The sequence below is a fragment of the Corallococcus carmarthensis genome, assembly GCF_003611695.1.
Taxonomy (GTDB): Bacteria; Myxococcota; Myxococcia; order Myxococcales; family Myxococcaceae; genus Corallococcus; species Corallococcus carmarthensis.
Genome location: NZ_RAWE01000078.1, coordinates 1 through 23,435 on the forward strand (window position 1 = coordinate 1; position 23,435 = coordinate 23,435).

The 23,435-nt window shown below is 70.9% G+C and carries 19 protein-coding genes; 9 read left to right on the forward strand and 10 right to left on the reverse strand.

What is annotated here, in order from left to right; translation table 11 throughout:
* Nucleotides 1–202: 202 nt before the first annotated feature.
* From D7X32_RS21280 to D7X32_RS21295, 4 genes are all read left to right on the forward strand, one after another.
* Nucleotides 203–1,822: a tryptophan 2,3-dioxygenase family protein gene (locus D7X32_RS21280; protein ID WP_120604399.1), complete on the forward strand. Its 1,620-nt coding sequence runs from the start codon at nt 203–205 to the stop codon at nt 1,820–1,822.
* The gene (locus tag D7X32_RS21285) at nt 1,819–2,964 is read left to right on the forward strand and encodes an aminotransferase class V-fold PLP-dependent enzyme (protein ID WP_120604400.1); all 1,146 of its coding nucleotides are present in this window, start codon (nt 1,819–1,821) and stop codon (nt 2,962–2,964) included. The genes D7X32_RS21280 and D7X32_RS21285 overlap by 4 nt, the downstream gene beginning before the upstream one ends.
* Entirely contained in the window at nt 2,961–4,004 is a 1,044-nt protein-coding gene (locus D7X32_RS21290) for a methyltransferase (RefSeq protein WP_244239117.1), read from the forward strand. The genes D7X32_RS21285 and D7X32_RS21290 overlap by 4 nt, the downstream gene beginning before the upstream one ends.
* A 326-nt stretch (nt 4,005–4,330) precedes the next feature.
* Entirely contained in the window at nt 4,331–4,993 is a 663-nt protein-coding gene (locus tag D7X32_RS21295; RefSeq protein WP_120604401.1) for a dienelactone hydrolase family protein, read from the forward strand.
* Nucleotides 4,994–5,003: 10 nt separating this feature from the next.
* Here D7X32_RS21295 and D7X32_RS21300 read toward each other — a convergent pair whose 3' ends face one another.
* Nucleotides 5,004–5,693, reverse strand: coding sequence for a response regulator transcription factor (locus tag D7X32_RS21300; RefSeq protein WP_120604402.1), 690 nt, complete (start codon nt 5,691–5,693; stop codon nt 5,004–5,006).
* Nucleotides 5,694–5,925: 232 nt separating this feature from the next.
* Between D7X32_RS21300 and D7X32_RS21305 the strand changes: the two genes are divergently transcribed.
* Both D7X32_RS21305 and D7X32_RS21310 read left to right on the forward strand, forming a co-directional pair.
* Complete coding sequence (locus D7X32_RS21305; protein WP_120604427.1) at nt 5,926–7,860, forward strand: CheR family methyltransferase; 1,935 nt, start codon at nt 5,926–5,928, stop codon at nt 7,858–7,860.
* Complete coding sequence (locus D7X32_RS21310) at nt 7,857–9,113, forward strand: sensor histidine kinase (RefSeq protein WP_120604403.1); 1,257 nt, start codon at nt 7,857–7,859, stop codon at nt 9,111–9,113. Before D7X32_RS21305 ends, D7X32_RS21310 begins: the two co-directional genes overlap by 4 nt.
* A gap of 11 nt (nt 9,114–9,124) precedes the next feature.
* On the opposite strand, the gene D7X32_RS21315 is transcribed toward D7X32_RS21310, so the two are convergent.
* Both D7X32_RS21315 and D7X32_RS21320 read right to left on the reverse strand, forming a co-directional pair.
* Nucleotides 9,125–10,192, reverse strand: coding sequence for a chemotaxis protein CheB (locus D7X32_RS21315; protein ID WP_120604404.1), 1,068 nt, complete (start codon nt 10,190–10,192; stop codon nt 9,125–9,127).
* 118 nt (nt 10,193–10,310) lie between these two features.
* Nucleotides 10,311–10,730 (reverse strand): hypothetical protein, encoded by a 420-nt coding sequence (locus D7X32_RS21320; protein WP_120604405.1) that lies wholly within the window; start codon nt 10,728–10,730, stop codon nt 10,311–10,313.
* Nucleotides 10,731–10,984: 254 nt separating this feature from the next.
* On the opposite strand from D7X32_RS21320, the gene D7X32_RS21325 reads away from it, so the two are divergent.
* The gene (locus tag D7X32_RS21325) at nt 10,985–11,380 is read left to right on the forward strand and encodes a response regulator (RefSeq protein ID WP_120604406.1); all 396 of its coding nucleotides are present in this window, start codon (nt 10,985–10,987) and stop codon (nt 11,378–11,380) included.
* 52 nt (nt 11,381–11,432) lie between these two features.
* On the opposite strand, the gene D7X32_RS21330 is transcribed toward D7X32_RS21325, so the two are convergent.
* The 6 genes from D7X32_RS21330 to D7X32_RS21355 form a co-directional block, all read right to left on the reverse strand.
* Nucleotides 11,433–12,743: an ABC1 kinase family protein gene (locus D7X32_RS21330; protein WP_120604407.1), complete on the reverse strand. Its 1,311-nt coding sequence runs from the start codon at nt 12,741–12,743 to the stop codon at nt 11,433–11,435.
* 75 nt (nt 12,744–12,818) lie between these two features.
* Complete coding sequence (locus tag D7X32_RS21335) at nt 12,819–14,681, reverse strand: serine/threonine-protein kinase (RefSeq protein WP_244239118.1); 1,863 nt, start codon at nt 14,679–14,681, stop codon at nt 12,819–12,821.
* Nucleotides 14,682–15,348: 667 nt separating this feature from the next.
* The gene (locus D7X32_RS21340; protein WP_120604409.1) at nt 15,349–15,825 is read right to left on the reverse strand and encodes an SMI1/KNR4 family protein; all 477 of its coding nucleotides are present in this window, start codon (nt 15,823–15,825) and stop codon (nt 15,349–15,351) included.
* A 57-nt stretch (nt 15,826–15,882) separates the two neighbouring features.
* Nucleotides 15,883–16,641 (reverse strand): hypothetical protein, encoded by a 759-nt coding sequence (locus D7X32_RS21345; RefSeq protein WP_120604410.1) that lies wholly within the window; start codon nt 16,639–16,641, stop codon nt 15,883–15,885.
* Nucleotides 16,642–16,747: 106 nt separating this feature from the next.
* Entirely contained in the window at nt 16,748–17,449 is a 702-nt protein-coding gene (locus D7X32_RS21350; RefSeq protein ID WP_120604411.1) for a dienelactone hydrolase family protein, read from the reverse strand.
* A gap of 40 nt (nt 17,450–17,489) precedes the next feature.
* The gene (locus D7X32_RS21355; RefSeq protein ID WP_120604412.1) at nt 17,490–18,161 is read right to left on the reverse strand and encodes a phosphoribosyltransferase; all 672 of its coding nucleotides are present in this window, start codon (nt 18,159–18,161) and stop codon (nt 17,490–17,492) included.
* Nucleotides 18,162–18,463: 302 nt separating this feature from the next.
* On the opposite strand from D7X32_RS21355, the gene adh reads away from it, so the two are divergent.
* Nucleotides 18,464–19,990, forward strand: a complete 1,527-nt coding sequence (gene adh, locus D7X32_RS21360; RefSeq protein WP_120604413.1) for an aldehyde dehydrogenase — start codon at nt 18,464–18,466, stop codon at nt 19,988–19,990.
* Nucleotides 19,991–19,999: 9 nt separating this feature from the next.
* Nucleotides 20,000–20,389 carry a DUF779 domain-containing protein gene (locus D7X32_RS21365; RefSeq protein WP_120604414.1) on the forward strand — a complete coding sequence of 130 codons (390 nt, stop codon included), beginning with the start codon at nt 20,000–20,002 and terminating at the stop codon, nt 20,387–20,389.
* 29 nt (nt 20,390–20,418) lie between these two features.
* Here the strand turns inward: D7X32_RS21365 and D7X32_RS21370 are convergent, their stop codons facing one another.
* A complete protein-coding gene (locus D7X32_RS21370; RefSeq protein WP_120604415.1) occupies nt 20,419–23,337 on the reverse strand; it encodes a sensor histidine kinase in 2,919 nt (972 codons plus the stop codon).
* Between the last annotated feature and the right edge of the window lie 98 nt (nt 23,338–23,435).

Here is a 23,435-nt window from a genome sequence, read left to right on the forward strand (position 1 = left end):
GGGTAAGCCCGACCCCTCGGGCTACCCCACCCTCCGGAACGATGGGAATCTCAAAAATCGATAACCAGCAAGCCCTGTATGACTTGAAGTTCACCAAAAGGGCTGTAAGGTAGTCGCTTCTAGAGATTTACGCGCTCACTGTTCCTCCCGACTGGGGCGCGCCTCACCCACCACGAACTGCCTGCGTCCCCCCGGAGGCACCTTGCACACGTCCACAGATTACAGCCACGCGGAAAAGCTGAAGCAGGAGCTGACTCAACCCCTGTTCAACCAGATGCTGAAGAAGTGGGTCGGCACGGGCGAGCTGGACTACGAGCGCTACCTGCACACGGGTACGCTGCTGTCGCTGCAGTCGCCGGAAGGCGAGCTGGTCTCCCATGACGAGCTGATGTTCCAGATCGTCCACCAGTCCCAGGAGCTGTACCTGAAGCTGGCGTCGCGGGAGATGGTGGAGGTGGTGGCGGAGATGGACCGCGACGCGCTGTGGGCGGTGGCTGCCCGGCTGCCTCGGGTGCAGAAGATCCTCTCCGGCATCAGCGCGGAGATGGCCATCCTGGAGACGATGACCCCGGCCGAGTACCAGGTCATCCGCCGCAGCCTGGGCAGCGGCAGCGGTCAGGAGTCGCCGGGCTACAACACGCTCCGCCACGCGGCGGACGGGCTCGAGTCCGCGATGGAGCGCATGCTGGCGCGCCGCGGGCTGACGCTGTTCCAGGTCTATTCGGCTGGGGGGCCGAAGGACCTGCAGCACGTCTGCGAGCAGCTGGTGACGGTGGATGAGACGTTCCAGGGATGGCTGTACGCGCACTACCAGCTGGTGCGCCGGACGATTGGCATCGACCGTACGGTGAAGGCGCTGGACGGGCTGCCTTCGCAGGTGCTCCAGGCGCGGATGACCCTGCCGCTGTTCCGCGCGCTGTGGGACGTGCGCGTGGAGCTGACCGCGGGCTGGAAGCGCGAGGGCGGCTACGCGCCGGGCGCGGACCGCACCGGTGGCGGCTGCCCGATGGCCGCGATGAACGCGATGAAGGACACGGCGGTGCACGCGCCCATGGCCCACGCGCAGGCGGCTCCGGTGGCCCACGCGCAGCACGCTCCGGCGGCGCATGTGCATCACGAGCCCATGGCCCACGCCGCGGCGGCGCATGCGGCTCACGCGTCCATGGCGCATGGGCATGAGGCGCGCGTCGGTGGCGGCTGCCCGATGCATGCGATGAACGCGCAGCACGCTCCGGCGGCGCACGCCCCGGTGGCGCATGCAGCGGCGGTTCACGCTCCGGCGGCTCACGCGCAGCATGCCCCCGTGGCGCATGCAGCGGCGGCCCACGCGCCGGTGGCCCACGCGGCCCACGCCGCGCACTCGCCGGTGGCGCATGCGGCGGCTCACGCGCCGGTGGCCCACGCGGCCCACGCCGCGCACTCGCCGGTGGCGCATGCGGCGGCGGCACACGCCGCGCACTCGCCGGTGGCGCATGCGGCGGCGGCTCACGCGGCTCACGCGCCGCACTCGCCGGTGGCGCATGCGGCGGTGGCTCACGCGCCGGTGGCCCACGCCGCGCACTCGCCGGTGGCGCATGCGGCGGCGCCCCATGCGCAGCCTTCCCCGCCGGCGCACGTGGCCCATGCGCCGCACGCCCCGGTGGCCCACGCGCCGGTCGTCCACGCTTCCGCACCGCACACCGCGGCGGTTCCCGCGCCGGTGGCGCACGGGCCGCATGCGCCGGTGCCCCACGCTCCGACGCCTCACGGGCCGCACACGCATTCGCACGCCGCGCACGCATCGGCGTACGCCCACGCCCAGGAGCTGCGGAGCCAGCCGTGACCTTGGCGGCACTCCCGGGAGCCCTGCGCGCGGAGTACCCGCTGCTCCAGACCTGCACGTACCTCAACAGCAACTCCACCGGGGCGCTGCCCCGGGCGGCCGAGGGCGTGCTGGCGCAGTACTGGAACACGATGCGCGCGTGGCGCGATGACACCTGGGACACTTGGCTGTCCCAGATGCAGGCGTACGCGGACGGCGTGGCGGGCCTCATCGGCGCGCCCGCCGGTTCCGTGGCGCTGGACACGAACCTGAGCGCGCACCTGTCGCGCCTGGCCTCGTGCCTGGAGTTCACCGGAGAGCGCCGCCGCGTCGTCATCACCGACCTGGAGTTCCCCACGGTGCCCTTCATCTGGAAGGGCTTCGCGCGCTACGGGGCGGAGCTGGTCGTCGTCCCGTCGAAGGACGGCCGCGTGGACGAAGCCGCGCTGGAAGCGGCCATCGACACACGCACGCGCATCGTCTGCGTCGCCCACGGCGCCTTCGCCACCGGCGCGGTGCTGGACGTCGCACGCATCGCGAAGGCGGCACACGCGGCCGGGGCGCTCATCGCCACGGACGCGTATCAGACGGTGGGCACCGTCCCCATCGACGTGCGCGCGCTGGACGTGGACTTCCTCATGGGCGGCGCGCACAAGTGGCTGGGCGGCTCCGAGGCGGCCTTCATGTACGTGCGTCCGGACCTGCTCCCCTCGCTGCGGCCCGCCGCCACAGGGTGGCTGGCCGGCGCGTCCCCGCTCGGCTTCCAGCAGACGACGGACTACGCCCCGGATGCCCGCCGCCTGATGGGGGGCACGCCCGCGCCCCTGATGGTGCTGCTGTCCCGTCCGGGCCTGGAGCTGCTCAAGGGCGTGGGCATCCACGCCGTGCGCGAGCACTCGTTGGCGCTCACCCACAGGCTGATGGCCCGCGCGGATGAGGCGGGCCTGCGCGTGGTGACCCCGCGCGAGCCGCACCAGCGCGGCGGCGTGGTGGCGATGAGCTTCCCGGGCGACGCCCAGGTGACAGCGCGGCTGGTGGCGCGCGGCTTCATCTGCAGCCACCGGGGCTTCCTGCGCGCGGCGCCGCACTTCTACAACTCGCGGGAAGAGGTGGACGCCTTCATGGACGCGCTCATCGAAGAGCAGCGCAAGGAAGCCGCATGAGCCAGATGCCTCCCTTCACGCGCGAGGCCCCGTCGCCCCGCGCGCTCTTGCACCTGCTGTTCAACGGCGCCCGCGCGCTGGACGTCGTGGAGACGGCCCTCAACCTGGGCCTGCTGGACGCGCTGGAGCCCGGCCCGGTGACGCTGGGCGAGCTGGCCACGAAGCACGGCTTGGTCCCCAAGCGGCTCTACAAGTTCCTCGACTGCCTGGAGAGCCTGGGGCTCGTGCAGCGCGAGCAGACCAGCGACGCGCTGGAGGCGGCTCGCTACCGGGGCGTGCCCGGCCTGCGCGCGGCGGCGGAGGCCGTGCTGGGCGCGAACTCGCTGGAGCGCGATCGCGAGAAGTACGACTGGAAGGCCCTGCACGGCCGCATGCCGGAGACCCTGCGCGGCCAGCACTCCATGTCCGCCACGTCGTTCGACTGGCCTCCGCGCACGCCCGAACAGGTGGAGGGCTTCGAGGCCAGCATGGCCGCGGGCCTGGGCCCCATCCTGGAGACGTTCCGCACGCACGCGGGCACCCTGTGGCCTTCCGAGGCCCGGCTGCTCGACGTGGGCGGCGGGGACGGCACGCTCGCGGAGCACCTGCTGCGTCAGCACCCGTCGCTCTCCGTGGATGTCTACAACCTGCCCGCCACCGAGCCGCTCGTCGCGCGCACGCGCGAGCGCGCGGGCCTGTCCGACAAGCGGATGGGGTTCGTGGGCGGTGACTTCCTGCAGGAGCCCCTGCCCCGGGGCTACGACGCGCTGTCGTTCGTGCGCGTGCTGCATGACTGGCCCGCGGAGGTGGCGCGGTCGCTGATGCAGGCCGCCTTCACCGCCCTGCCCTCCGGCGGCCACGTGCTCATCTGCGAGGAGTTCCGCACCCCGGAGCGGCTGGCGGCCCAGTTCTTCTGGTCCTACTTCCTCATCGGCGTGGACACGTGCGTGAGCCGGTTGCGCGAGGTGGAGTTCTACCTGGAGGCACTCACCGCCGCGGGCTTCACGCACGCGCAGGTGCTCCCCGGCCCCTTCGAGCTCGTGGTGGCCACGAAGCCCTGAAGTCCCCACCCGTCTCCCCACCTTTCAGGGGAGGCCCGGGAAGCAGGGCGCCCACCCCCGGGCGTCCTCCCCGGCACTGGCGGTCCTGTCCTACGCTGGACACCCGGCACCTTCTGGCAGGTCTCAGCGGGAGGGCCGGTGCTCAACTTGTGTCTCAGCCAGACGCTGTAACCAGCCAAACGCAGACGGGAGGAGCCTGTATGACAGGTCCCCGGTCACGAACGGGGTTGAAGGCGGTAGGGCAGGACCACGGGTGGGAAGAAGCGCGGGAGTCGCAAGCGCAGCGTGGTGGCAGACCGGCGCGCACGCATCTGGAGCGCGAGGTGATGGTGCCGGTCGATGACGCCGTCCTCGTCCGGGGACGGCTGGCGGTGCCCGCGGGGGCCCGGGGCGTGGTGGTGCTGGCGCGCGGCAGCGACAGCAGCCTCCAGAGTCCAAGGCTCGCGCAGACCTCGCGCCTGTTCCAGGCGATGGGGCTGGGCACCCTGCTGATGGACCTGCTGACCAGCGAGGAGATGGAGGAGCGCCGCACGCGGCAACTGCGCTTCAACGTGGGCCTGCTGGGCATGCGCATGGCGGGCGCGGCCCGGTGGCTCCAGCGCGAAGGGCCCACCCAGGGCCTGCGCGTGGGCTACTTCGGCGCGCACACCGGCGCGGGCGCGGCGCTGTCGGCCGCGGCCTTCCGGCCCGACCAAGTGGAGGCCGTCGTGTCGCGGGGCGGCCGCCCGGACCTGGCCGGGGCGGTGCTGCCCAAGGTGCGGGCACCCACCCTGCTGCTGGTGGGCGGCGCGGACACGCTGGGCCTGGACATCAACCGCCGGGCCTACGAAGCGCTCCGCGCCGACAAGCGCATGGACATCATCCCGGGCGCCACCCACCACTTCCAGGAGGACTCGGAGCTGGAGCAGGTGGCGGAGCTCGCCGGTGAGTGGTTCCTCCAGCACCTGGGCGGCCCCCGGGACGCCGCGGAGGAGACCGCGGCGCCCTGAAGACAGGGCCTCAGGCCAGCACGGGACGGGCCACGCCCAGCTCGCACGCCATCACCGCGAGCTGGGCGCGGTTCTCCGGCCCCAGCTTGCGGTAGATGCTCGTGAGGTGGGCCTTCACCGTCCGTTCGGTGATGCCCAGGTGCGCGGCGATCTTCAGGTTGTCCGCGCCGGCCGCCACGTAGCCCAGCACCTCGCGCTCACGCAGCGTGAGCCGCGACAGCGCGGAGACCGGCATGTGGAGGTCATCCAGGTGGAGGGTGCTGGCGTGGAGCATGTCCATGGGCAGCAGCCGCTCGCCCCGGGCCACGCGGCCCACGGCGCGCACCACGTCATCACAGCCCACGTTCAGCTTGCACAGGTAGCCCGCCGCCCCCGCCTGGAAGCAGCGCTCCACCACGTCCGGCTCCCGGTGGCCGGACAGCACCAGCGCGCGCACCTGCGGATGGAAGTCATGCAGATACTTCAGCGCGTTCAACCCATCCTCCGCGCCCTCGCGGCCCACGTGCTCCAGCCGCAGATCCACCACCGCCACGTCGGGCGCGGCCGCGCGCACGTTGGACAGGAACGCGCCCGTCTCCGCGCACCGGGCCACCACCTTCATTCCCGCGCCTTCGAGCATGGCCACCAGGCTCTCTCGGAACACTTGCTGATCTTCCAGCAACGCCACACGGATCTCGCGGCCCGTTGAGGTCAGCTCCATGGATGACACCCTTGCCTTCCCATCGTTTGGTCATCACCCCCTGGGAAGGGACATCCACGCTACGCCATCCCGCCGCCCCCTGTGAAACCACTCCCTGTATCCATGCGACAGAGGAGGAGCGCAGCGAACGTTTCGTCGTCGGAGACCCAGACGAGGAGTATGCCCGACACTGCTCGCACGCGAGGAGACTGCGGGTCTTGCCCGGTTGAAAACGCTGGGCTACTTCCTCGACATGGCGACCAAGCCCCCCCGCGACAGCGAGCTCGAAGCCATCCTGGAGAAGGTGCGGCAGGTCCGGAACTTCGACTTCCGCAACTACAAGCGAGCCACGCTGCAACGGCGCATCGAGCGGCGGATGCAGGCCACGCGTTGTCGCAGCCGGGCGGCCTACCTGGCGCTGTTGGAGCGGGACCCCGGCGAGGTGAGCACGCTGGTCTCGTCCATGCTCATCAAGCTGACGAGCTTCTTCCGGGACCGCGAGGTCTGGCAGGCGTTGGAGCAGAGCGTCGCGGAGCTCGTCCGCCATCGGCCGGACAAGGAGCTGCGCATCTGGAGCGCCGGCTGCGCCACCGGCGAGGAGGCGTATTCGCTGGCCATCATCGCGGCGGAGGCGCTGGGCCCGGGCTATCCCGGCGTGGAGCTGAAGGTGTTCGGCACCGACGTGGACGAGGACGCCATCGCCACCGCGCGCCGGGGCATCTACACGCCGGAGCAGTTGGAGAACGTCTCCCCGGAGCGGCTGGCGCGCTTCTTCGTCCGCACGGGCAACAACTACACGGTGCGCAAGGAGATCCGCCGCGCGGTCGTGTTCGGCGTGAACAACCTGGTGTCGGACGCACCGGTGTCGCGCATCGACCTCATCCTGTGCCGCAACGTCTTCATCTACCTGGACTCCGACCTGCAGAAGCGGGTGCTGGCGCGCTTCCAGTTCGCGCTGCGCCGGAGTGGCCTGATGGTGCTGGGGCGCTCGGAGCTCATCCCCTTCGCGGCCCGGCTCTTCCGCCCCATCGACCTGGCCCGGCGCATCTACCGCAAGGACGGCCATTCGGAGGTGACCAGCACGACGCAGGACCGGCTGCCCCCGGAGCCGGTGTCCCTGCCGCGCCTCCTCGAACCCAGCGCGGACTTCGAGCGCACCTTCCTGCGCAACCTCCTGGACTCGCATCCCTGTCCGCACATCGCGACGGACAACGACGGCACGGTGACGCTCTGGAGCCGCGCGGCGGCCCGGATGTGGAACCGCAACGAGGGCGAGGTGCTGGGCAAGAAGCTGTCCGCGCTGGGCCTGGTGGGCCTCAGCGGCGACCTGCTCATCGAACAGAGCCAGCGCGTGCGCACCGGCAGCTCCGAGCGGGAGGTGTCCGACGGAACGATGGAAATCGCCAACGGGGAGCCCATGGCCCTGCGCACCCAGGTGGTGCCCATGCGCGATCCCCACGGTGAGCGCCAGGGCCTGCTGTACATCATCCACGACACCACCCACCTGCGCGGCGTGGAGCAGGCCCTGCGCGCGTTGCAGGAGGAGCTGCAGGCCATCAACCTGCGGATGCAGTCCTCCACGGAGGAGCTGCGCGCCTCCAACGAGGAGCTGGAGACGACCAACGAGGAGCTCCAGTCCGCGAACGAGGAGCTGCAGACGACGAACGAGGAGCTGCAGTCCACCAACGAGGAACTGGAGACGACCAACGAGGAGCTCCAGTCCGCCAACTCGGAGCTGGACGCCACCAACCGCGAGCTGGCGCACCGCACGCTGGAGATGGACGCGCTCACCTTCTGCCAGCGCACCATCATCCGCTCGCTGTCCGCCGCGGTGCTGGTGCTGGACGAAGACGGCCGCGTCACCACCTGGAACCTGGCCGCGGAGCGGCTCCTGGGCCTCACCGAGCGCGAGACGATGGGTCAGCTGCTGTGGTCCCTGCACGTGCCCGCGCTGAAGCGCGCGCTGGTGCTCAAGCTGCGCCGCAATCTGCAGGAGAAGCGCTCCCTGCGGCTGGACGGCATTCCCTACCAGCTGCCGCACGGAGGCAAGGGCAGCGCCACGCTGGTGGCCACGCCGCTCGTCAGCGACACGCAGGTGCTGGGCTCCATCATCCTCTTCGAGGACACCACCCGGGCCACCGCCCTGCAGGAAGAGAACCGGAGTCTGCAGGAGAAGCTCAGGGCATGAGCCCCCGCCGCACGTCTCCTCCCGCGTCCTCCGCCGCGCCGGACCCAGGCGCCCAGGAACCCGAGGGGCTGTTGCGCAAGTACCGCGAGCTCCTGGCCAAGCACTCGGTGCTGGTGCGCAAGCTGGGGGAGCGCACCCGGCGGCAGTTCCTCACCTTCAAGCTGTCCAACTGGGCGCTGGAGACCAGTGACAGCGCGCTCGCGATGATGAACGCCACCAGCGTGGTGCTGGCCAACAGCCGCTGGCATGCGCTGGGGCGGCTGCGAGGGCCCTGGCGGCGCGAGGAGGACGGAGCGCAGTGGATGGTCCTGCGCGACGTGGGCCAGGCGGAGGCCGCGGCGGTGCTCGCGCTCACCGAAGGCGGCGCTCGCGTCACCCGCTACCGGCAGACGCGTGAGAAGACGCCCCGGGTGATGGAGGTGCGCGCCGAGCGCGTCACCGGCCACATGCAGGTGCAGGTGCTGGTGCTCGCGCGCGACATCACCGAACAGGCGCGCGCCGAGGAGGAGCTGGCGAGCGCTCGCGCCACCCTGCTGGAGCGCGAGAAGGTGCGCGCCCTGGGGGAGCTGGCGGCGGGCATCGCGCACGACCTGCGCGCCACGCTCGACGCCATGCGGCTGCGGCTGGAGCTGCTCCAGCGCGACGTGGGCCCCACCAGCCAGGGCCACCAGCACCTGGACGCGCTCGCGCGCATCGTGTCCGACGCGAACGCGCGCGTGGGCCGGCTCCAGGACTTCTCCCGCCGCAAGCCCGGCACCGTCCTGGAGCGCGTCCAGCTGGCGGACGTGGTCCACGACGCGGTGGACATCGTCCGGGGGGGCATCGAGCACCAGGCGCGGCAGGGAGGACATGCCCTGCGCCTGGACGTGGAGCTGCCCGAAGGGCTGCCCCACGTGTCCGGTTCGGCCATGGAGCTGCGCTACGTCGTCATCAACCTGCTCATCAACGCGCGCGACGCCATGTCCCGGGGTGGCGTCATCCGCCTGCGGGTCTTCAAGTCCGGGAAGCGCGTGCGGCTCACGGTGGAGGACGAGGGCACCGGAATCCCAGAGGAGTACCTGCCAAACATCTTCAAGCCCTTCTTCACCACCAAGGGAGACAAGGGCACCGGCCTGGGCCTGTCCATGGCCCACGGCGTGGTGACGAACGTGGGCGGCACGCTCACCGCGGCCAACCGCCCGGAAGGTGGCGCGGTGTTCACGCTCACCTTCCCCGCGCTGAAGCCGCTCTCCGCGCGCGGCGGTGCGCGCTGACGCGCAGGGCCTCAGCCCGTCTGCTCCGGCTCGCCGGGGACCGCGGACTCCGGAGGCGCCGCGGGCCCAGAAGACGCCTCGCCGGACGGCGACGCGTCGAGCATCGCCTTGCGTAGCAGCTCCACCTGGGCTTCGGACGTGCGGGCGCGCTCCTCGAAGCGCTGCGCGGAAAGGTCATGGCCGCGCTGCCGGGCCTTCGTGGCCAACCGGCGCGACAGGGACGCGCTCTCCTCCAGCGCGCGCAGCGCGGCCCACAGCGCGCCGTCCAGTTGGTTCTGCTGCGAGCCGGACAGCGCCTCCGCCGTGTACGCATGGCCCGTGCGGCAGCGGAAGCGCAGGAAGCCGTGCTCCTCCAGTTCGAAGAGCACACCGCCGCAGTCGGGACACCCGTAGTAGGACGGCTTCGCGTACTCCAGCGGCGAGGGCGGGTCCTCCATGGAGGAAACGTCCACCGTCATCGCCTTCACCTCTGTTTCCACCTGCCGCGACCGCTTGCGCGAGCGCGGGGCCACGGGTGTATCCACCAGCCGCGTCAAGAGCGGCCCCAGTTCCACCAGGGGCACGCAGTGGTCCACCGACACGTACTCCAGCGCGCTGCGGGGCATGTCCGGGCAGAGCGCGTCGCGCGGCTCCTGCACCACCGCCACCCCGCCCTCGCGCTTCACCGCCATCAGGCCGCTGGTGCCACAATCCAGCGCGCCGGTCAGCACCACGCCCACCACGCGCGGGCCATGGCTGCTCGCGGCCGAGCGGAACAGCGGATCCACCGCCGGCCGGTGCCCGTTCTCCTTGGGTCCCTTCACCACCTTCACGTGGCCCGGCTCCACCAGCAGATGTCTGTCATTGGGGGCCACGTAGATGCGGCCCGGCGCCAGCCGCTCCCCGTCCCGGGGATGGTGGGCCGGCAAGGGGCCGGAGCGGGAGAGGATCTCCGGCAGGTAGCTGCGGTGCTGCGCTGAAACGTGGAGCACCAGCAGCACGCTGGCGGCCAGGTCCCCTGGCAGTTGACCCACCAGTTGGGTCAAGGCCTCCACGCCGCCCATGGACGTGCCGATGACGATGATGTCGTGGCGTTGCACGGTCCTCAGCCCCCAGTCGGAGCGCGAACGGACCTCGCTGCCCCTGCCTCAAGCTAGGAAGAACCCGGGGCCCATGCAGCGCGCCAGGAAGGAAGCGGCACCGCCGCCAGGCAGGCGGTCAGCCCCGGTCCTGCCAGAAAACGTGCCCCGCGGGCAGCCCGAGCGGCGCCAGGTGGGCCTTCTGCGAGGACACCGCCGCCTCGGCGTCCGCCCGCGCGGCCTCGGCTTGCGCCCGGCGGGCCTGGGCCGCGTGCACGGAGGCCTCGCGCTCCATCAAGCCCACGTGGACCCGGGCTCGCTGACCGTCCCCCGCGGCCCACGTCCGCTCGGACTCGTTGCCCCCCAGCTTCGCCACGGCCTGATCCGCCAGCGACACGACCTTCAGTGCCCGGGCCCGCTGCGCGCAGGCCTGGGAAAGGGCGCCGTAGGCCTCCGCCTGCGCCCGGGCCGCCGTGGCCTCCTGCCGCCGGGCCGCCGCCCGGGCCTCCAGGGCGTGCTCCCGCGGTTCCGTCCGCCCTGCCTTCCGTCGGGATGTCATCGGGTCCCTTCCTGGTGGGAGGCCACCCACCTGACCCGTGGCGCTCACACCCCTCAAAGTTAGGGATGGGCTCCAGGGGTGCCCACCCGGCGGGGTGAGGCGAGTGGTTTCAATCGGAAGTTTCCAGAAAATTCCAGGGAGGCTGGCCAGAAGGGAGGGGGGTGGGGGATACTCCAGCAGTGCCCGGGTCTCTTTTTTCCGGGGCGGCAGCTGCCGGCCAGGGCACCCAACTGTCGGTTCCAGGGGGAGCCACCATGTCGGAACCCAAGATTCGCGTCCTCATCGTGGACGATGACCCGGACCAGCTCGCGCTGACGGAGCGCTCGTTGACCTCGTACAACTTCGAGGTGCGCACCCACCGCTCGTCCCTGGGGGTCTCCAACCTGGTGCGCACCACGGCGCCGGACCTGGTGCTCCTGGACGTGAACATCCCCGCGCTGAGCGGCGACAAGGTGCTGGCGCTGGCCCGGCAGCAGGCCCCGGAGAACACGCGCTTCGTCCTGTACTCCGCCTCCGACGAGTCGAAGCTGCGCGCGCTGGCGCTGGCCGCGGGCGCGGACGGCTACCTGTCCAAGAGCACGCAGGGCGCGGACCTGGCGCGCAAGCTGGAGCGGCTGCACAAGCGCCCGCGCGTCGCCGCCGGCACCTGAGCCTCAGGCTTCCGAGCCTGGGCCCTGCCCCGCCCTGCTCACGAGGCGGGGCTCATTCGCCCACGAGCGCGCCGACCTCCAGGAACACCTGCCGGAAGTCGCCCTGCGCGCTCACGAGCCGCAGGTTCTGCGCAAGCCCGCCGGTGGCGCGGAAGAACATCATCGCCTCCGGGGGCGGCCGGATGCGCATGATGCGCGCGGCGTTGCGCGTGAAGTGGTTGCGCATGTCGCGGTTGATGTCGCAGGTGCCGTAGTCATACGGCGAGCTGCGCATGGGCCGCCCGGCGATGTGCAGCACCTCGCGCAGCAGCAGCTCCGCCTCCGCCTCCGGCAGCTCCACGGAGAAGCCCACCTCGCGGCACAGGCCCAGCACGTCCAGCGTCTCCAGCCGCAGCGCCTGCTGGAACATGCGGCGGTTGGCCGTGACGAAGCCCGGGCTGAAGCGCTTGATGGAGCCGAAGTCCAGCAGGCCCATGCGCCCGTCCGGCATCACCATGAAGTTGCCGGGGTGCGGGTCCGCGTGGATCTCCCCCGCGTCCAGGAAGGGCCCGTAGGTGGCGCGGATGAGCTGGCGCGCGACGCGGAAGCGGGCCTCGTTGTCCGGCGACGTCGTCACCCAGTCCTTGAGCGTCTGGCCTTCCAGCAGCTCCAGCGTGAGCACGCGGTGGGCGCTGCGCTCCTCGATGACCTGGGGCACGTACAGGTCCGGCAGCCGCGCCACGCTCTTCGCGAAGCCTTGCGCGAGCTTCGCCTCGCGGCGGTAGTCCAGCTCCAGCATGAGCTCGTCGCGGAACTCCTGGAAGTAGGCGGTGCCGTCCATCATCCGCGACGTCTTGGACACCGTCTTCACGACGAGGCCCAGGTTGTCCATGTCATGGCCCATGGACACGTCGATGCCGGGGTACTGCACCTTCACCGCGACCTTGCGGCCGTCGTGCAGCACCGCGCGGTGCACCTGTCCCAGCGAGGCGGCGGCGAGCGCGTCCGGGGAGAACTCCTTGAACAGCGCCTCCGGCGGGGCGCCCAGCTCCTCCTGCACCACGCGCGACACCTGCGCGTAGGACATGGCGGGGGCCTGGTTCTGCAGCCGGGCCATCATCTGCCGCACCTCGGGCGTGAGCAGGTCCGGGTCCATGGAGAGCGCCTGGCCCAGCTTCATGGCCGCGCCCTTCATCTCCCCCAGCGTGGCCACCAGCTTCTCCGCGGTGCCCAGGCTGAGCAGCTCCGAGGGGCTGCTCCCGGAGAGCCGTTTCGCGCCCGTCTTGAGCACCTCCGAGCCCACGTGCATGGAGAGACCCGCCAGCTTGCGCAGGCGGTTGAAACGCCCCTGGGGCGGCAGCTTGTCGTCGGGTTCGGAAGCCATGGAAGAGGAGAGAGTTAACGGGCAGTCCTCTCCCATACGCAAGACGGCCCCGGGGTGGATCCGCGCCTGGCTCCCCTACCGGGGGGCGGCCGAGCCACGAACCCGGGCCCGGAGGAAGCGCCAGCGCTTGAGCCCCTCCAGGTCCAGGGGGTCCGCGCGGACAGCCAGCTCGTAGGCGGCGAGCGCCTCTTCCAGCCGGCCCACGGACGCCAGCGCGTCTCCGGACAGGCGGTGCACGGCGGCGCGGCCCTCGCGGCCGGTGTTGCCCGCGAGGAAGCGGCGGCGGCACTGCTCCAGCATGGTGGCGGTGAGGCCCGCGGCGAGGCACCGCTCGATGCCCTCCACGTTGCCCAGCGTCGCGTCGTACTCCACGCGCCGCTCCACGTGCCCCAGCGTGTGGAGCGCCCCGGCCACGCGGTCCAGCGCCCGGTCCACCTGGGCGCGCTGGCCCTCCGACAGCGGGCGGGCCTTGAGCAGCTCCAGCGCCCCGCGAGCGCGCTGGGCGGCGGTGCGCACCGACTCCAGCGTGGCGTCGCGCGGCAGCTCCAGCACGGCGTACGGGTCCCCGGCGAGCCGCCGGCGGAAGCCCTGGAGGACGGCCTCCGCCTGCGCGTCCTCGGGCGTGGGGATGGCGGCGGTGGACGCGGACTGAGCGGGCGCCGCGCGCGGGCTGTTGCGAAGCTGGGCCAGCTGGGCCTGGAAGGCGGGGCTGGCGTCGCGCAGCTGCACGCCGAAGCCCGGGGGCATGTTCCACGCCTGGGCCTGCTCGGCGGTGACGTGGCGCACCACCTGCGCGGTGCACGGCATCTCGCCGCCGGGCAGCCGGAGCAGCAGCTCCACGTCCGACAGGAGCGCGGGAGGCGGGGTGGCCAGCTGGAAGAAGAGGCCGGAGCGGCCCACCCATTCGCCCTTGAGCTCCACGGGGGCCTGCGTGCCCTTGCCGCGCAGGAGCGCGGTGAGCGGCGGCGCGGAGGGCGCGGGCGGCGGCGCGAGCGACGCCTCCAGGGCCGTGCGCAGCTCCGCGGCGGAGGCGAAGCGGTGTTCGGGGCGCTTGGCCAGCGCGCGCAGCAGCACGCGCGACAGGGCCTCCGGCACGGCGGGGTTCAGTTCGTGCGGAGGGACGGGGTCCTTCTGCAGGTGGCCCACCAGGATTTCGGCGGCGGTGCGGCCGTAGAAGGGCACCTGGCCGGTGAGCAGCAGGTACGCCAGCACGCCGGCCGCGTAGAGGTCGCTGCGCGCGTCCACGACGCCGTCGCCGCACTGCTCGGGGGCCATGAACTCCGGCGTGCCCAGGAGGACGCCCACTTCCGTGGTCATCTCCCCGGCGGGACGGGACAGGAGCTTGGCGATGCCGAAGTCGAGCAGCTTCACGCGCTGCTTGCCGCTGGGGCTGGGGACGAGGAAGACGTTGGCGGGCTTCAGGTCGCGGTGGACGATGCCGTGCGAGTGCGCGGCGCCCAGGGCGTCACACACCTGCGTCATCAGCTCCACCACCAGCGCCGGGGCCATGGGGCCGCGGGCGAAGTTCGCCAGGCTGTCCCCCTCCAGGTACTCCATGACGAGGTACGGGCGCCCGTCGCGCGAGTCCAGGTCGTAGAGCGTGACGACGTTCTCGTGCTGCACCAGCGTGAGCGTGCGGGCCTCGGACAGGAAGCGCGCGACGAGCTCCGGGGCCTGGGCCAGGTGCGCGTGGAGCACCTTGATGGCCACCCGCTTCTGGATGAGCGTGTGTTCAGCCAGGAACACCGTGCCCATGCCGCCGCGCCCCAGCTCGCGCACGACGCGGAAGCGGCCGAACTCCTGGCCCACCAGGGAGGGCACCACGGGCGTGGGAGACGACATGGGCGAGGGCGTGGCGGGAGGCAGCGCCGAAGCCGGTCCCGGCGGCGGCGTGCCGGCGTAGAGCATCGTGCCGCCGTTGAGGTCCAGCCCGCGCATCAGCGTCGGGCACGCCTCCGCCTCCGAGTGGGGCTGACCGCAAGAACAGATGGAAGGCGACTGGGCGAGCACGAGGGACCGGAACCTGGGAAGGGCGAAGCGGGGGTTGGGAACAGCGTCAGCGGCCGATGCGAGCGGTGTGCCAGGAGCCGGGGTTTTCCGGCTTGCGCGGACGGCCACGCCAACCGGTTGATCCGCTTCGCTTTTGCGACACTCGGATGCGGCCTGGGTCCCAGCTCATCAGCAGACACCCCTCGGTTTCGGGGAGTTTTTACAGCCCCGGGACGGAACAGTTTTCCGTCCAGCACATCCCAATACGTTCGATCCGCAAGACCTTGGGCAACTTCCGCCCGCTCACCGCCAACATTCCTGCCGCGCTGCGCAGTCCCTCCACGATGACAGCACGTCGTGCGGGTTTCCAGTGCGCAGCGACACGAACATCCCCGCTGGAAAACATCTCGCCCACTCTCGAAGAAAGCCGAGATTGCCTATCTCCCTGCGGGTGCTGGGAAGACGCAGGGGCGCCGCGAGGGAGGCGCTGATCCACGCGCTGTTGGGAGGCCGACAAATCGGCCCGGGATGAAGCGTCCTGCACGGATGCCGGGGCTTTCGCGGCTGCTGGCGGAACGTGGCTGCGTGCGGTGGGGACGCGGCCCCGGGGCCCAGGTCAGCGCTCTTCCTCCATCAGATTCTTCAGCCAGAACCAGCGCCCGTTGGAGCGGAGCGCGCCCGCCAGGAACTCTGAGAAGGAGCTGGCAATTTCGGGGCACTGCGTTGGATCCGGGAAGCCTTCACGGAATCCGTCGCGCAGTGGGTACCTGCCGTCGTGCTGCTGGCTCACGTCGAGCAGGACATAGTTCCCATCCCGGACCTCGCAGATGGCGTACCAGGACGCGGGGCCTGACCGGTCCGTGTCGTCCTGGCTCATGATGATCCGCGCGCGGCGGAGTTCGGAAAGTGGAGGGAATGAGAACGCGGGGTCGACGGGGTCGAACAGGTCCGCACCGTCACAGTGCAGGTAGAAGGCGCGGAGGTCCGTGTCCAGTCGCCATCCGACGCGTTGCTCGAAGGCGTCAATCTGCGCGCGCGTCGCGGGAGGACGTGCGTGGTGGAGACGCGTCACCCCTTCGAGCAAGGCACTCATCGACGTGGGGCTGCTCGACATAGGGATGGTTCGCGTAGCAGCAGGCGTAAGCCTGCCCTATGCACCGAGGTCCGAGTCATCAAGCCACGCGATGATCTCTTGATACGACATCCCCGTCGCCTTGGCCGCACTCCGTGCGAATGTTCGGGAGGAAGCGGCCACATTCGGCGTCGAGTGCTCCACCGGCGCATTCATCAGGTCGAGGCAGCCCCGGCGCAGGTGGACCCAGGAGCGATTTGCCTGCCGCTTCAGCTCGTTCAACACGGACCGCACACTGTCGTCGCGAGGAGCGGAGACCTGCCCCTCGATCTGGTCGTGGCCATCTTTGCTGACCGGGATCGGCGGGCGACCGTCACGCACGGGGTGATGAAGCTCAACGACGCCATCAGCAAGCGGGGCGCCTGAAACCATGCACACGTCGGCGGCGGCCCGGCACTCGGTGCGCGCGTTCCCGCCCAGCAGGTAGCGATCCGTCGCCGCCTGTTCGGCGGCGACCCATTGCTTCAGTGCATTCATCGCCAGCGTGAAGGCCCGGAACTCTTCGGGGAGCTTTCCCTTGAGCGACGGGGGCAACGGGTTTTGAACAAGGAAATCGCGAACGGGGCCGGGGGCCGTTGCCAGCACCGTGGCCTGCTCGAGAAGGAGTGCGCCGACCTGGTTCAGCAGCTCATCGAACGCTTCCCGTGGCACCTTGCGATTCAGGTGGGAGGGGTCTTCGGACGCCCACGCCCGATACTCGCCGTAGTACCGCTCCAGCATTTCCTTCCGCTGGGGCTTGTTCAGCTTCTCTCTCGGTTCCGGCCGCTCGTACGCCATTGCTCTCTTCCATCCTGCGTTGGAATGACTGGCGGCAGCATGTCCTACGCCTTGCGAGCTCCGACATCCCCCAGAAGAGGCATGAGGATACAAGCGACGGTGTGCCTCACAGCGGTGCGTCCCCCGGTTGTGCATCCCGCGAGGCCGTGACCAGGTGCTGGAGGAACCAGTCCCGAGCCATCCCCGCAGCCAGTTCGAGCGTCCCCGGCTCCTCGAAGAGGTGGCTTGCCCCGGGAACGATCTCCAACCGCTTGCGCGTGCGCAGCGCCCCCCAGGCCTGACGGTTGAGTTCAATCACTTGCACATCATTCCCACCCACGATGAGCAACGTCGGTGCCCGCACCGCCGGCAGCACGGAGCCCGCGAGGTCCGGACGGCCGCCCCGGGACACCACCGCCTGAATGGCTTCAGGCGCACGTGCGGCGGCCACCAGCGCGGCCCCCGCTCCCGTGCTCGAACCGAACAACCCGATGGGCCACCGTCCCAGTTCCGGCAGCTGCGTCAGCCATTCCGTGGCTCCCAGGAGCCGCCGCGCCAGCAGCTCGATGTCGAAGCGCAGATGCCGCGTCCACCGCTCGGCCTCCTCCTCCCCCAGCGTGAGCAGGTCCATGAGCAGTGTCGCCAGCCCCGCCCGCTGAAGCACTCCCGCGACGTACCGGTTGCGCGGGCTGAAGCGGCTGCTGCCGCTGCCATGCGCGAACAGCACCACGCCAGAGACCGCCTCCGGCACGCTCAACGTTCCTTCCAGCCACACGCCGGGCTCCGCCTCCACCCGCACCGCGTGCTCCCAGGCTCCGTGCCCAGCCATGCGTCATGCCCTCCGCTGTCCCTTCCGGGCGCCACCGGACTCACAGCGCCTCCTGGACAGCCCCGTCCCCGTGCGCGGCGCGCGCCAGCAGCTCGCGCACCTCGTCGTCGGTGGTCTGCGTGAAGTCCTCGTACCATTGGCCTACCGCGAAGAAGGGCTCCGGCGTGTAAAGGCAGACGACCGCGTCCGCTTCGCCCTGGAGCGACGCGCACGTCTCTGGAGCGCCCACCGGCACGCCCACCACGATGCGCGCGGGCCCCTGCTGGCGAAGCGCCCGGAGCGCCGCCCGCATGGTGGAGCCCGTGGCCAGCCCGTCGTCCACCAGGATCACCGTCCGCCCTTCGACGCGCGCCGGAGGCCTGCCGTCGCGGAAGAGCTGATCCCTTCGTGCAAGCTCCCGCGCCTCACGCTCCACGGCCGCCGCGATGGCCGCCTCGGGAATCCCCAGCCTCCGCACGACGCCCGCGTTGAGGACCGCGACGCCGCCCGTGGCGATGGCCCCCATGGCCAGCTCCTCGTGCCCCGGAGTACCAAGCTTGCGCACCGCGAACACGTCCAGCGGAACCCCCAGCATCCGAGCCACCTCGAAGCCCACGGGAACACCGCCGCGCGGCAGCGCCAGCACCACCAGGTCCCCGCCTCCGCCGAGCAGGACGTGGAGCCGTTGGCCCAACGCACGGCCTGCATCGACGCGGTTTTGAAATACCTTCATGCCATGCCCCCGCGTCTCGACAGACGCCCTCCTCCTTGAGGTGGAAGACGTGGTGGGCGGTAGCAAGGGCACACTGCCTGCCCGCTCGCAGCACCTTCGAGGACGTACACGCCTGACAGGGCGCCTCGCGACAGGCACGGCCACGCGCTGTGTATGCCCTTTCGGCACCTGATTCAGCGATCAACCATTAACAAACATTTACACCCGTCTTTGCGCACGTAACGCGAAGCGTCACCTGCCTATCGTCTGTTCCGCGTCAAAACCCCGCACGTGTGCGTCAAAACCCAACGCAGGGAGTCCCCATGTCGAAGGTCTATGAAGCTCCGGGTCAAAAGGGCAGCAAGGTTGAGTACAAGAGCCGCTACGGCAACTACATCGGCGGTGAGTTCGTCCCGCCCGTGAAGGGCCAGTACTTCGAGAACATCAGCCCCGTCACCGGCCGCCCCTTCTGCGAGATTCCCCGCTCCACCGCGGAGGACATCGAGAAGGCGCTCGACGCCGCCCACAAGGCGAAGGACGCGTGGGGAAAGACGGCCGCCGGCGAGCGCGCCAACATCCTGCTGAAGATCGCCGACCGGATGGAGCAGAACCTGGAGATGCTCGCCGTCTCCGAGACGTGGGACAACGGCAAGCCCGTCCGCGAAACGCTCGCCGCGGACCTGCCGCTCGCCATCGACCACTTCCGCTACTTCGCCGGCTGCCTCCGCGCGCAGGAAGGGTCGCTCAGCCAGCTGGATGACAACACCGTCGCCTACCACTTCAACGAGCCGCTCGGCGTCGTGGGGCAGATCATCCCGTGGAACTTCCCGCTGCTCATGGCCGCGTGGAAGCTGGCCCCCGCGCTCGCCGCCGGCAACTGCGTCGTCCTCAAGCCCGCGGAACAGACCCCCGTCACCATCCTCAAGTTCGCGGAGCTGGTGGGCGACCTGCTTCCCCCTGGCGTGTTCAACATCGTGAACGGCTTCGGCATCGAGGCCGGCAAGCCGCTCGCCAGCAACAAGCGCATCGCGAAGATCGCCTTCACGGGTGAGACGACCACCGGCCGCCTCATCATGCAGTACGCCTCCGAGAACATCATCCCCGTCACCCTGGAGCTGGGCGGCAAGTCCCCCAACATCTTCTTCGAGGACGTCTTCGCCAAGGACGACGACTTCGCCCAGAAGGCGCTGGAAGGCTTCGCGATGTTTGCCCTCAACCAGGGCGAGGTCTGCACCTGCCCCTCCCGCTCGCTCGTCGCCGAACGCTTCTACGACGAGTTCATCGCCAAGGCCGTGGAGCGCACCCAGCGCATCGTGCAGGGCAACCCCCTGGACGTCGCCACGCAGATTGGCGCGCAGGCGTCCAATGATCAGCTGGAGAAGATCCTCTCCTACCTGGACATCGGCAAGAAGGAGGGCGCCAAGGTGCTGACCGGCGGCGGCCGCAAGTCGCTGCCCGGCGCGCTGGCGGAGGGCTTCTACGTGGAGCCCACCATCTTCGAAGGCCACAACAAGATGCGCGTGTTCCAGGAGGAGATCTTCGGCCCCGTCGTCGCGGTGGCGAAGTTCAAGGACGCGGCGGACGCGCTCGCGCAGGCCAACGACACGCTCTACGGCCTGGGCGCCGGCGTGTGGACGCGCGACACCAACACCGCGTACCGCATGGGCCGCGGCATCCAGGCGGGCCGCGTCTGGGTGAACTGCTACCACCTGTATCCCGCGCACGCGGCGTTCGGCGGCTACAAGCAGTCCGGCATCGGCCGCGAGACGCACAAGATGATGCTCAATCACTACCAGCAGACGAAGAACCTGCTCGTCAGCTACGACCCGAAGCCCATGGGCTTCTTCTAGGACCCACCCATGTCCGTGCCGCGCGTCGAGGTCACGCCGGCCGCCGAGGCCCTGCTCCACAAGATGCAGGGCCTTCACGGCCCGCTCCTCTTCCACCAGTCCGGCGGCTGCTGTGACGGCAGCGCGCCCATGTGCTTCCCGCGCGGCGACTTCCGCGTGGGGCAGGAGGACGTGTACCTGGGCGATATCGTCCGCACGCCCTTCTACATGTCCGGCCCGCAGTTCGAGCTCTGGCGCCACACCCACCTCACCGTGGACGTGGTGCCCGGCCGCGGCAGCGGCTTCTCCGTCGAAGCCCCCGAAGGCGTGCGCTTCCTCATCCGCTCACGCCTGTTCACCGACGCCGAGTACCGCGCGCTGGAACAGGAAGGCCCGCCGCTCAAGGGGCCCCAGCACTGAAGGCCGCGCCGTCCGCGTCCCGTCCTCCCTCACGCATCCTGGGGAGGAGGGGGCCGGGCGTCGGGCATCGACGGCCTCCGGGGCAGCCGCAGCGTGAAGGTGGCGCCCTGCCCCGGCTGACTGTCCACGTCGATGCGGCCGCCCAGCGCCTCGACAATCTGGCGGCTGATGTAGAGCCCCAGCCCCATGCCGCCGTAGTGCCGCTCGCTCACGGCGCGCTCGAAGCGTCCGAAGAGGCGCGGCAGTGCATCCGCTTCGATGCCGATGCCCTCGTCGCGCACCTCCAGCCAGACCTCGTCGAGCGCATCCACGCCCGCGCGCACCGACACCGGCTGGCCCGCGCCGTACTTCGCCGCGTTGGTGAGCAGGTTCACCAGCACCTGGTCCAACCGCAGCGCGTCCCACTGGCCCGTCAGCGTGCGTGGCAGCTCCACCTTCAGCGGGCACCGCGCCTGGATGAACACGTCCTCCAGCCGCTCCACCGCGTCGCGCGTCAGCTGCACCAGGTCCACCTCCGCGCGCTCCAGCGACAGCTTGCCCAGCGACAGCCGGCTCACGTCCAGCAGGTTGTCCACCAGCGCCGTCAGCCGGAGCACCTGCCGCTGCGCGGTGTGGAGCTTTCCGGTGACAGGCCCTGGCGCGCCCGCGGTCTCCAGCGCCCGGCCAATGAGGTTGTGCTGGAGGATGAGGCTGGTGAGCGGCGTCTTCAGCTCGTGGCTCGCCACGGAGAGGAATTCGTCGCGCAGCCGCACCGCGGACTGGGCGTCGTGGAACAGGCGCGCGTTCTCCAGCGCCACGCTCACACGCAGCGCCAGCTCCTCCGCCATCGTCACGTCCGCGGCCACCAGCGTGCGCTGGGGCTCGGCGGTGAACAGCGTGATGACGCCCAGCGTGCGGCCTCGCGCGCGCAGCGGCACCGACAGCACCGACGTGGGTGCCAGACTGTCCACCAGCGTCCGGTGCGCGTCGTTCGTGGAGACGGCGTCGCAGCGCTTGAAGTCCAGGCGCGACAGGAAGCAGACCTCCCCGGACCGGAAGCACTGGAGCGCCGGGTGCGCGGGTCCCCGGTCTCCTCTCCTCGGCAGGGCCTCCTTCAGCCGCGCGTCGTGCCCCGTCACCCGGTGGGCCGCCGTCACCCGCCGCAGGGTGCCGTCCGGCGCGGCCAGGTCCACCAGGCAGCCGGTGGCCACGTGGTCCACCACCAGCCGCGCCACCTCCGGCAGCGCCTCTTCCACGTCGTCCAGACGCAGCGCCAGCACGCGGCTCGCGTCCAGCAGCAGTTGCAGCCGCTCCTCGGCCTCCTTGCGCCGGGTGACGTCCGCCATCGCGCCGGTGAGCTCCGTCACCTTGCCGTCCGGTCCGGCGAAGGACTGCCCCACGCTGTGCAGCCAGCGCACGCCGCCGTCCCGGCGCAGCACGCGGAACTCCAGCTCGAAGAAGCCCGGTGCCTCGCGCTGGTAGCGGAGGAACTCCGCCTCCACGTGCGGCCGGTCCTCCGGATGCAGCCGCTCCAGCATGTCGCCCACCGGCACCGACGAGTCCACCGCCGGAAGGCCCAGCATGTGGTTGAGCGCCGCGTCGTGCAGCTCCCTGCCGCGCACCAGGTCCACGCGCCAGGTGCCCATGTCGCCGGTCACCAGCGCCTGCCGCAGCCGCTCCGTGCGCTCGCGCAGCGCTTCGTAGAGCGCCGCCCGCTCCAGCGCCTGCGCGCACTGGTGCGCCAGCGCCTCCAGGAACGCGCGCTCCGCGGCTGGGAAGACGCGCGGCTCCGGCCACGAAAGCAGCAGCAGGCCGCGCACGCGCGTCTCACCCCACAGCGGCACCACCGCGCGGGCTCCCGGGCCCTGGCTGCGCACGAACTCCGCGTCCTCGGGGTAGCGCGCGAGGAACTCCTCCAGCGAATGGAACCAGCCCGCCTCGCGCCGGAGCGCCGGCCATGCCGCCGGAGGGGACCCGTCCGGCGGCCGTGCGAAGCGGGCCAGCGCCTCCTCGGAGTAGCCCAGCACGCGCAGCGGGCGCATCTGGCCATCCTCCTCCAACGCCAGCACCGCGACGCGCGTGGCGCCGCTGGCCTCCCACACCTCGCGCGCCAGCACCTGCGCCACCGCGTCCTCGGTGGCCGCGCGGGACAGGGACGCCGTCACCGCCTGCAACCGCGCCGTGCGCGCCTGGGCCTGACGGGCCTCGCCGTACAGGAGCGCGTTGTCCAACGACAGCGCGGCCCGGCGGGCCAGCTCACGCACCAGCTCCAGGTCGCACTCGCCAAAGCGGCCGGCCGTGCCGGACATCAATGACAGACATCCCAGCACCCGCCCGCGCGCCACCAGCGGCACCAGCATCACGGAGCGGCACCCCAGGCGCCACGTCTCCTCCAGGTCCGGGTTCCCCCGCGCCAGCTCCTGGAACGCCTGTTCGGGCACCTCCGGGATGAGGCGGGGCTGGCCGGTGCTCAGCACGTGGGCCACGCCCTGGGAGCCGTTCTCTTGAAGGGCCCAGCGCTCGGCAATGGCATACACGGAGGGCACGAGCGAGGGGTCCCGGTGCGCCGCGCCCCTTCGCACCACCTTGTGCGAAGGCGTGACGACATCCACCGCGCACCAGTCCGCCAGCTCAGGCACCACCAGCTCCGCCAACTGACGCAGCACCGTGGGTTCGTCCAACGACGACACCAGCACCTCGCCCGCGCGAGCCAGGAACGCGAAGCGGCCCTCCTCCAGGGAGGGTGACGTCTCCCGCGGCCCGGAGGGAACGACAGGCGACACGGCCTCCCCGGCGGGCGCGGTGGAGGATGCGGGCGTCACCGGCGCGGCAACGGCCTCGCCTCCGCTCACGGGCGCGCCCATGTCACCACGTGGCGGCACGGGGGCCACGTCGTTCGTCATCACGGCGGACGGCGGCGGTTGCTCGCCGGCAGGCTCGGTCGAAGGCTCGAGGGAGGGTTCGGGCATGGAGCGCGGGCCATGGCGCCATGGGAATGACGCCTCACCAAAGGGACGCTCCGATAATGACGGCCCCCAGGGGGCCACAAGCCTCCATGGTCCCTGGA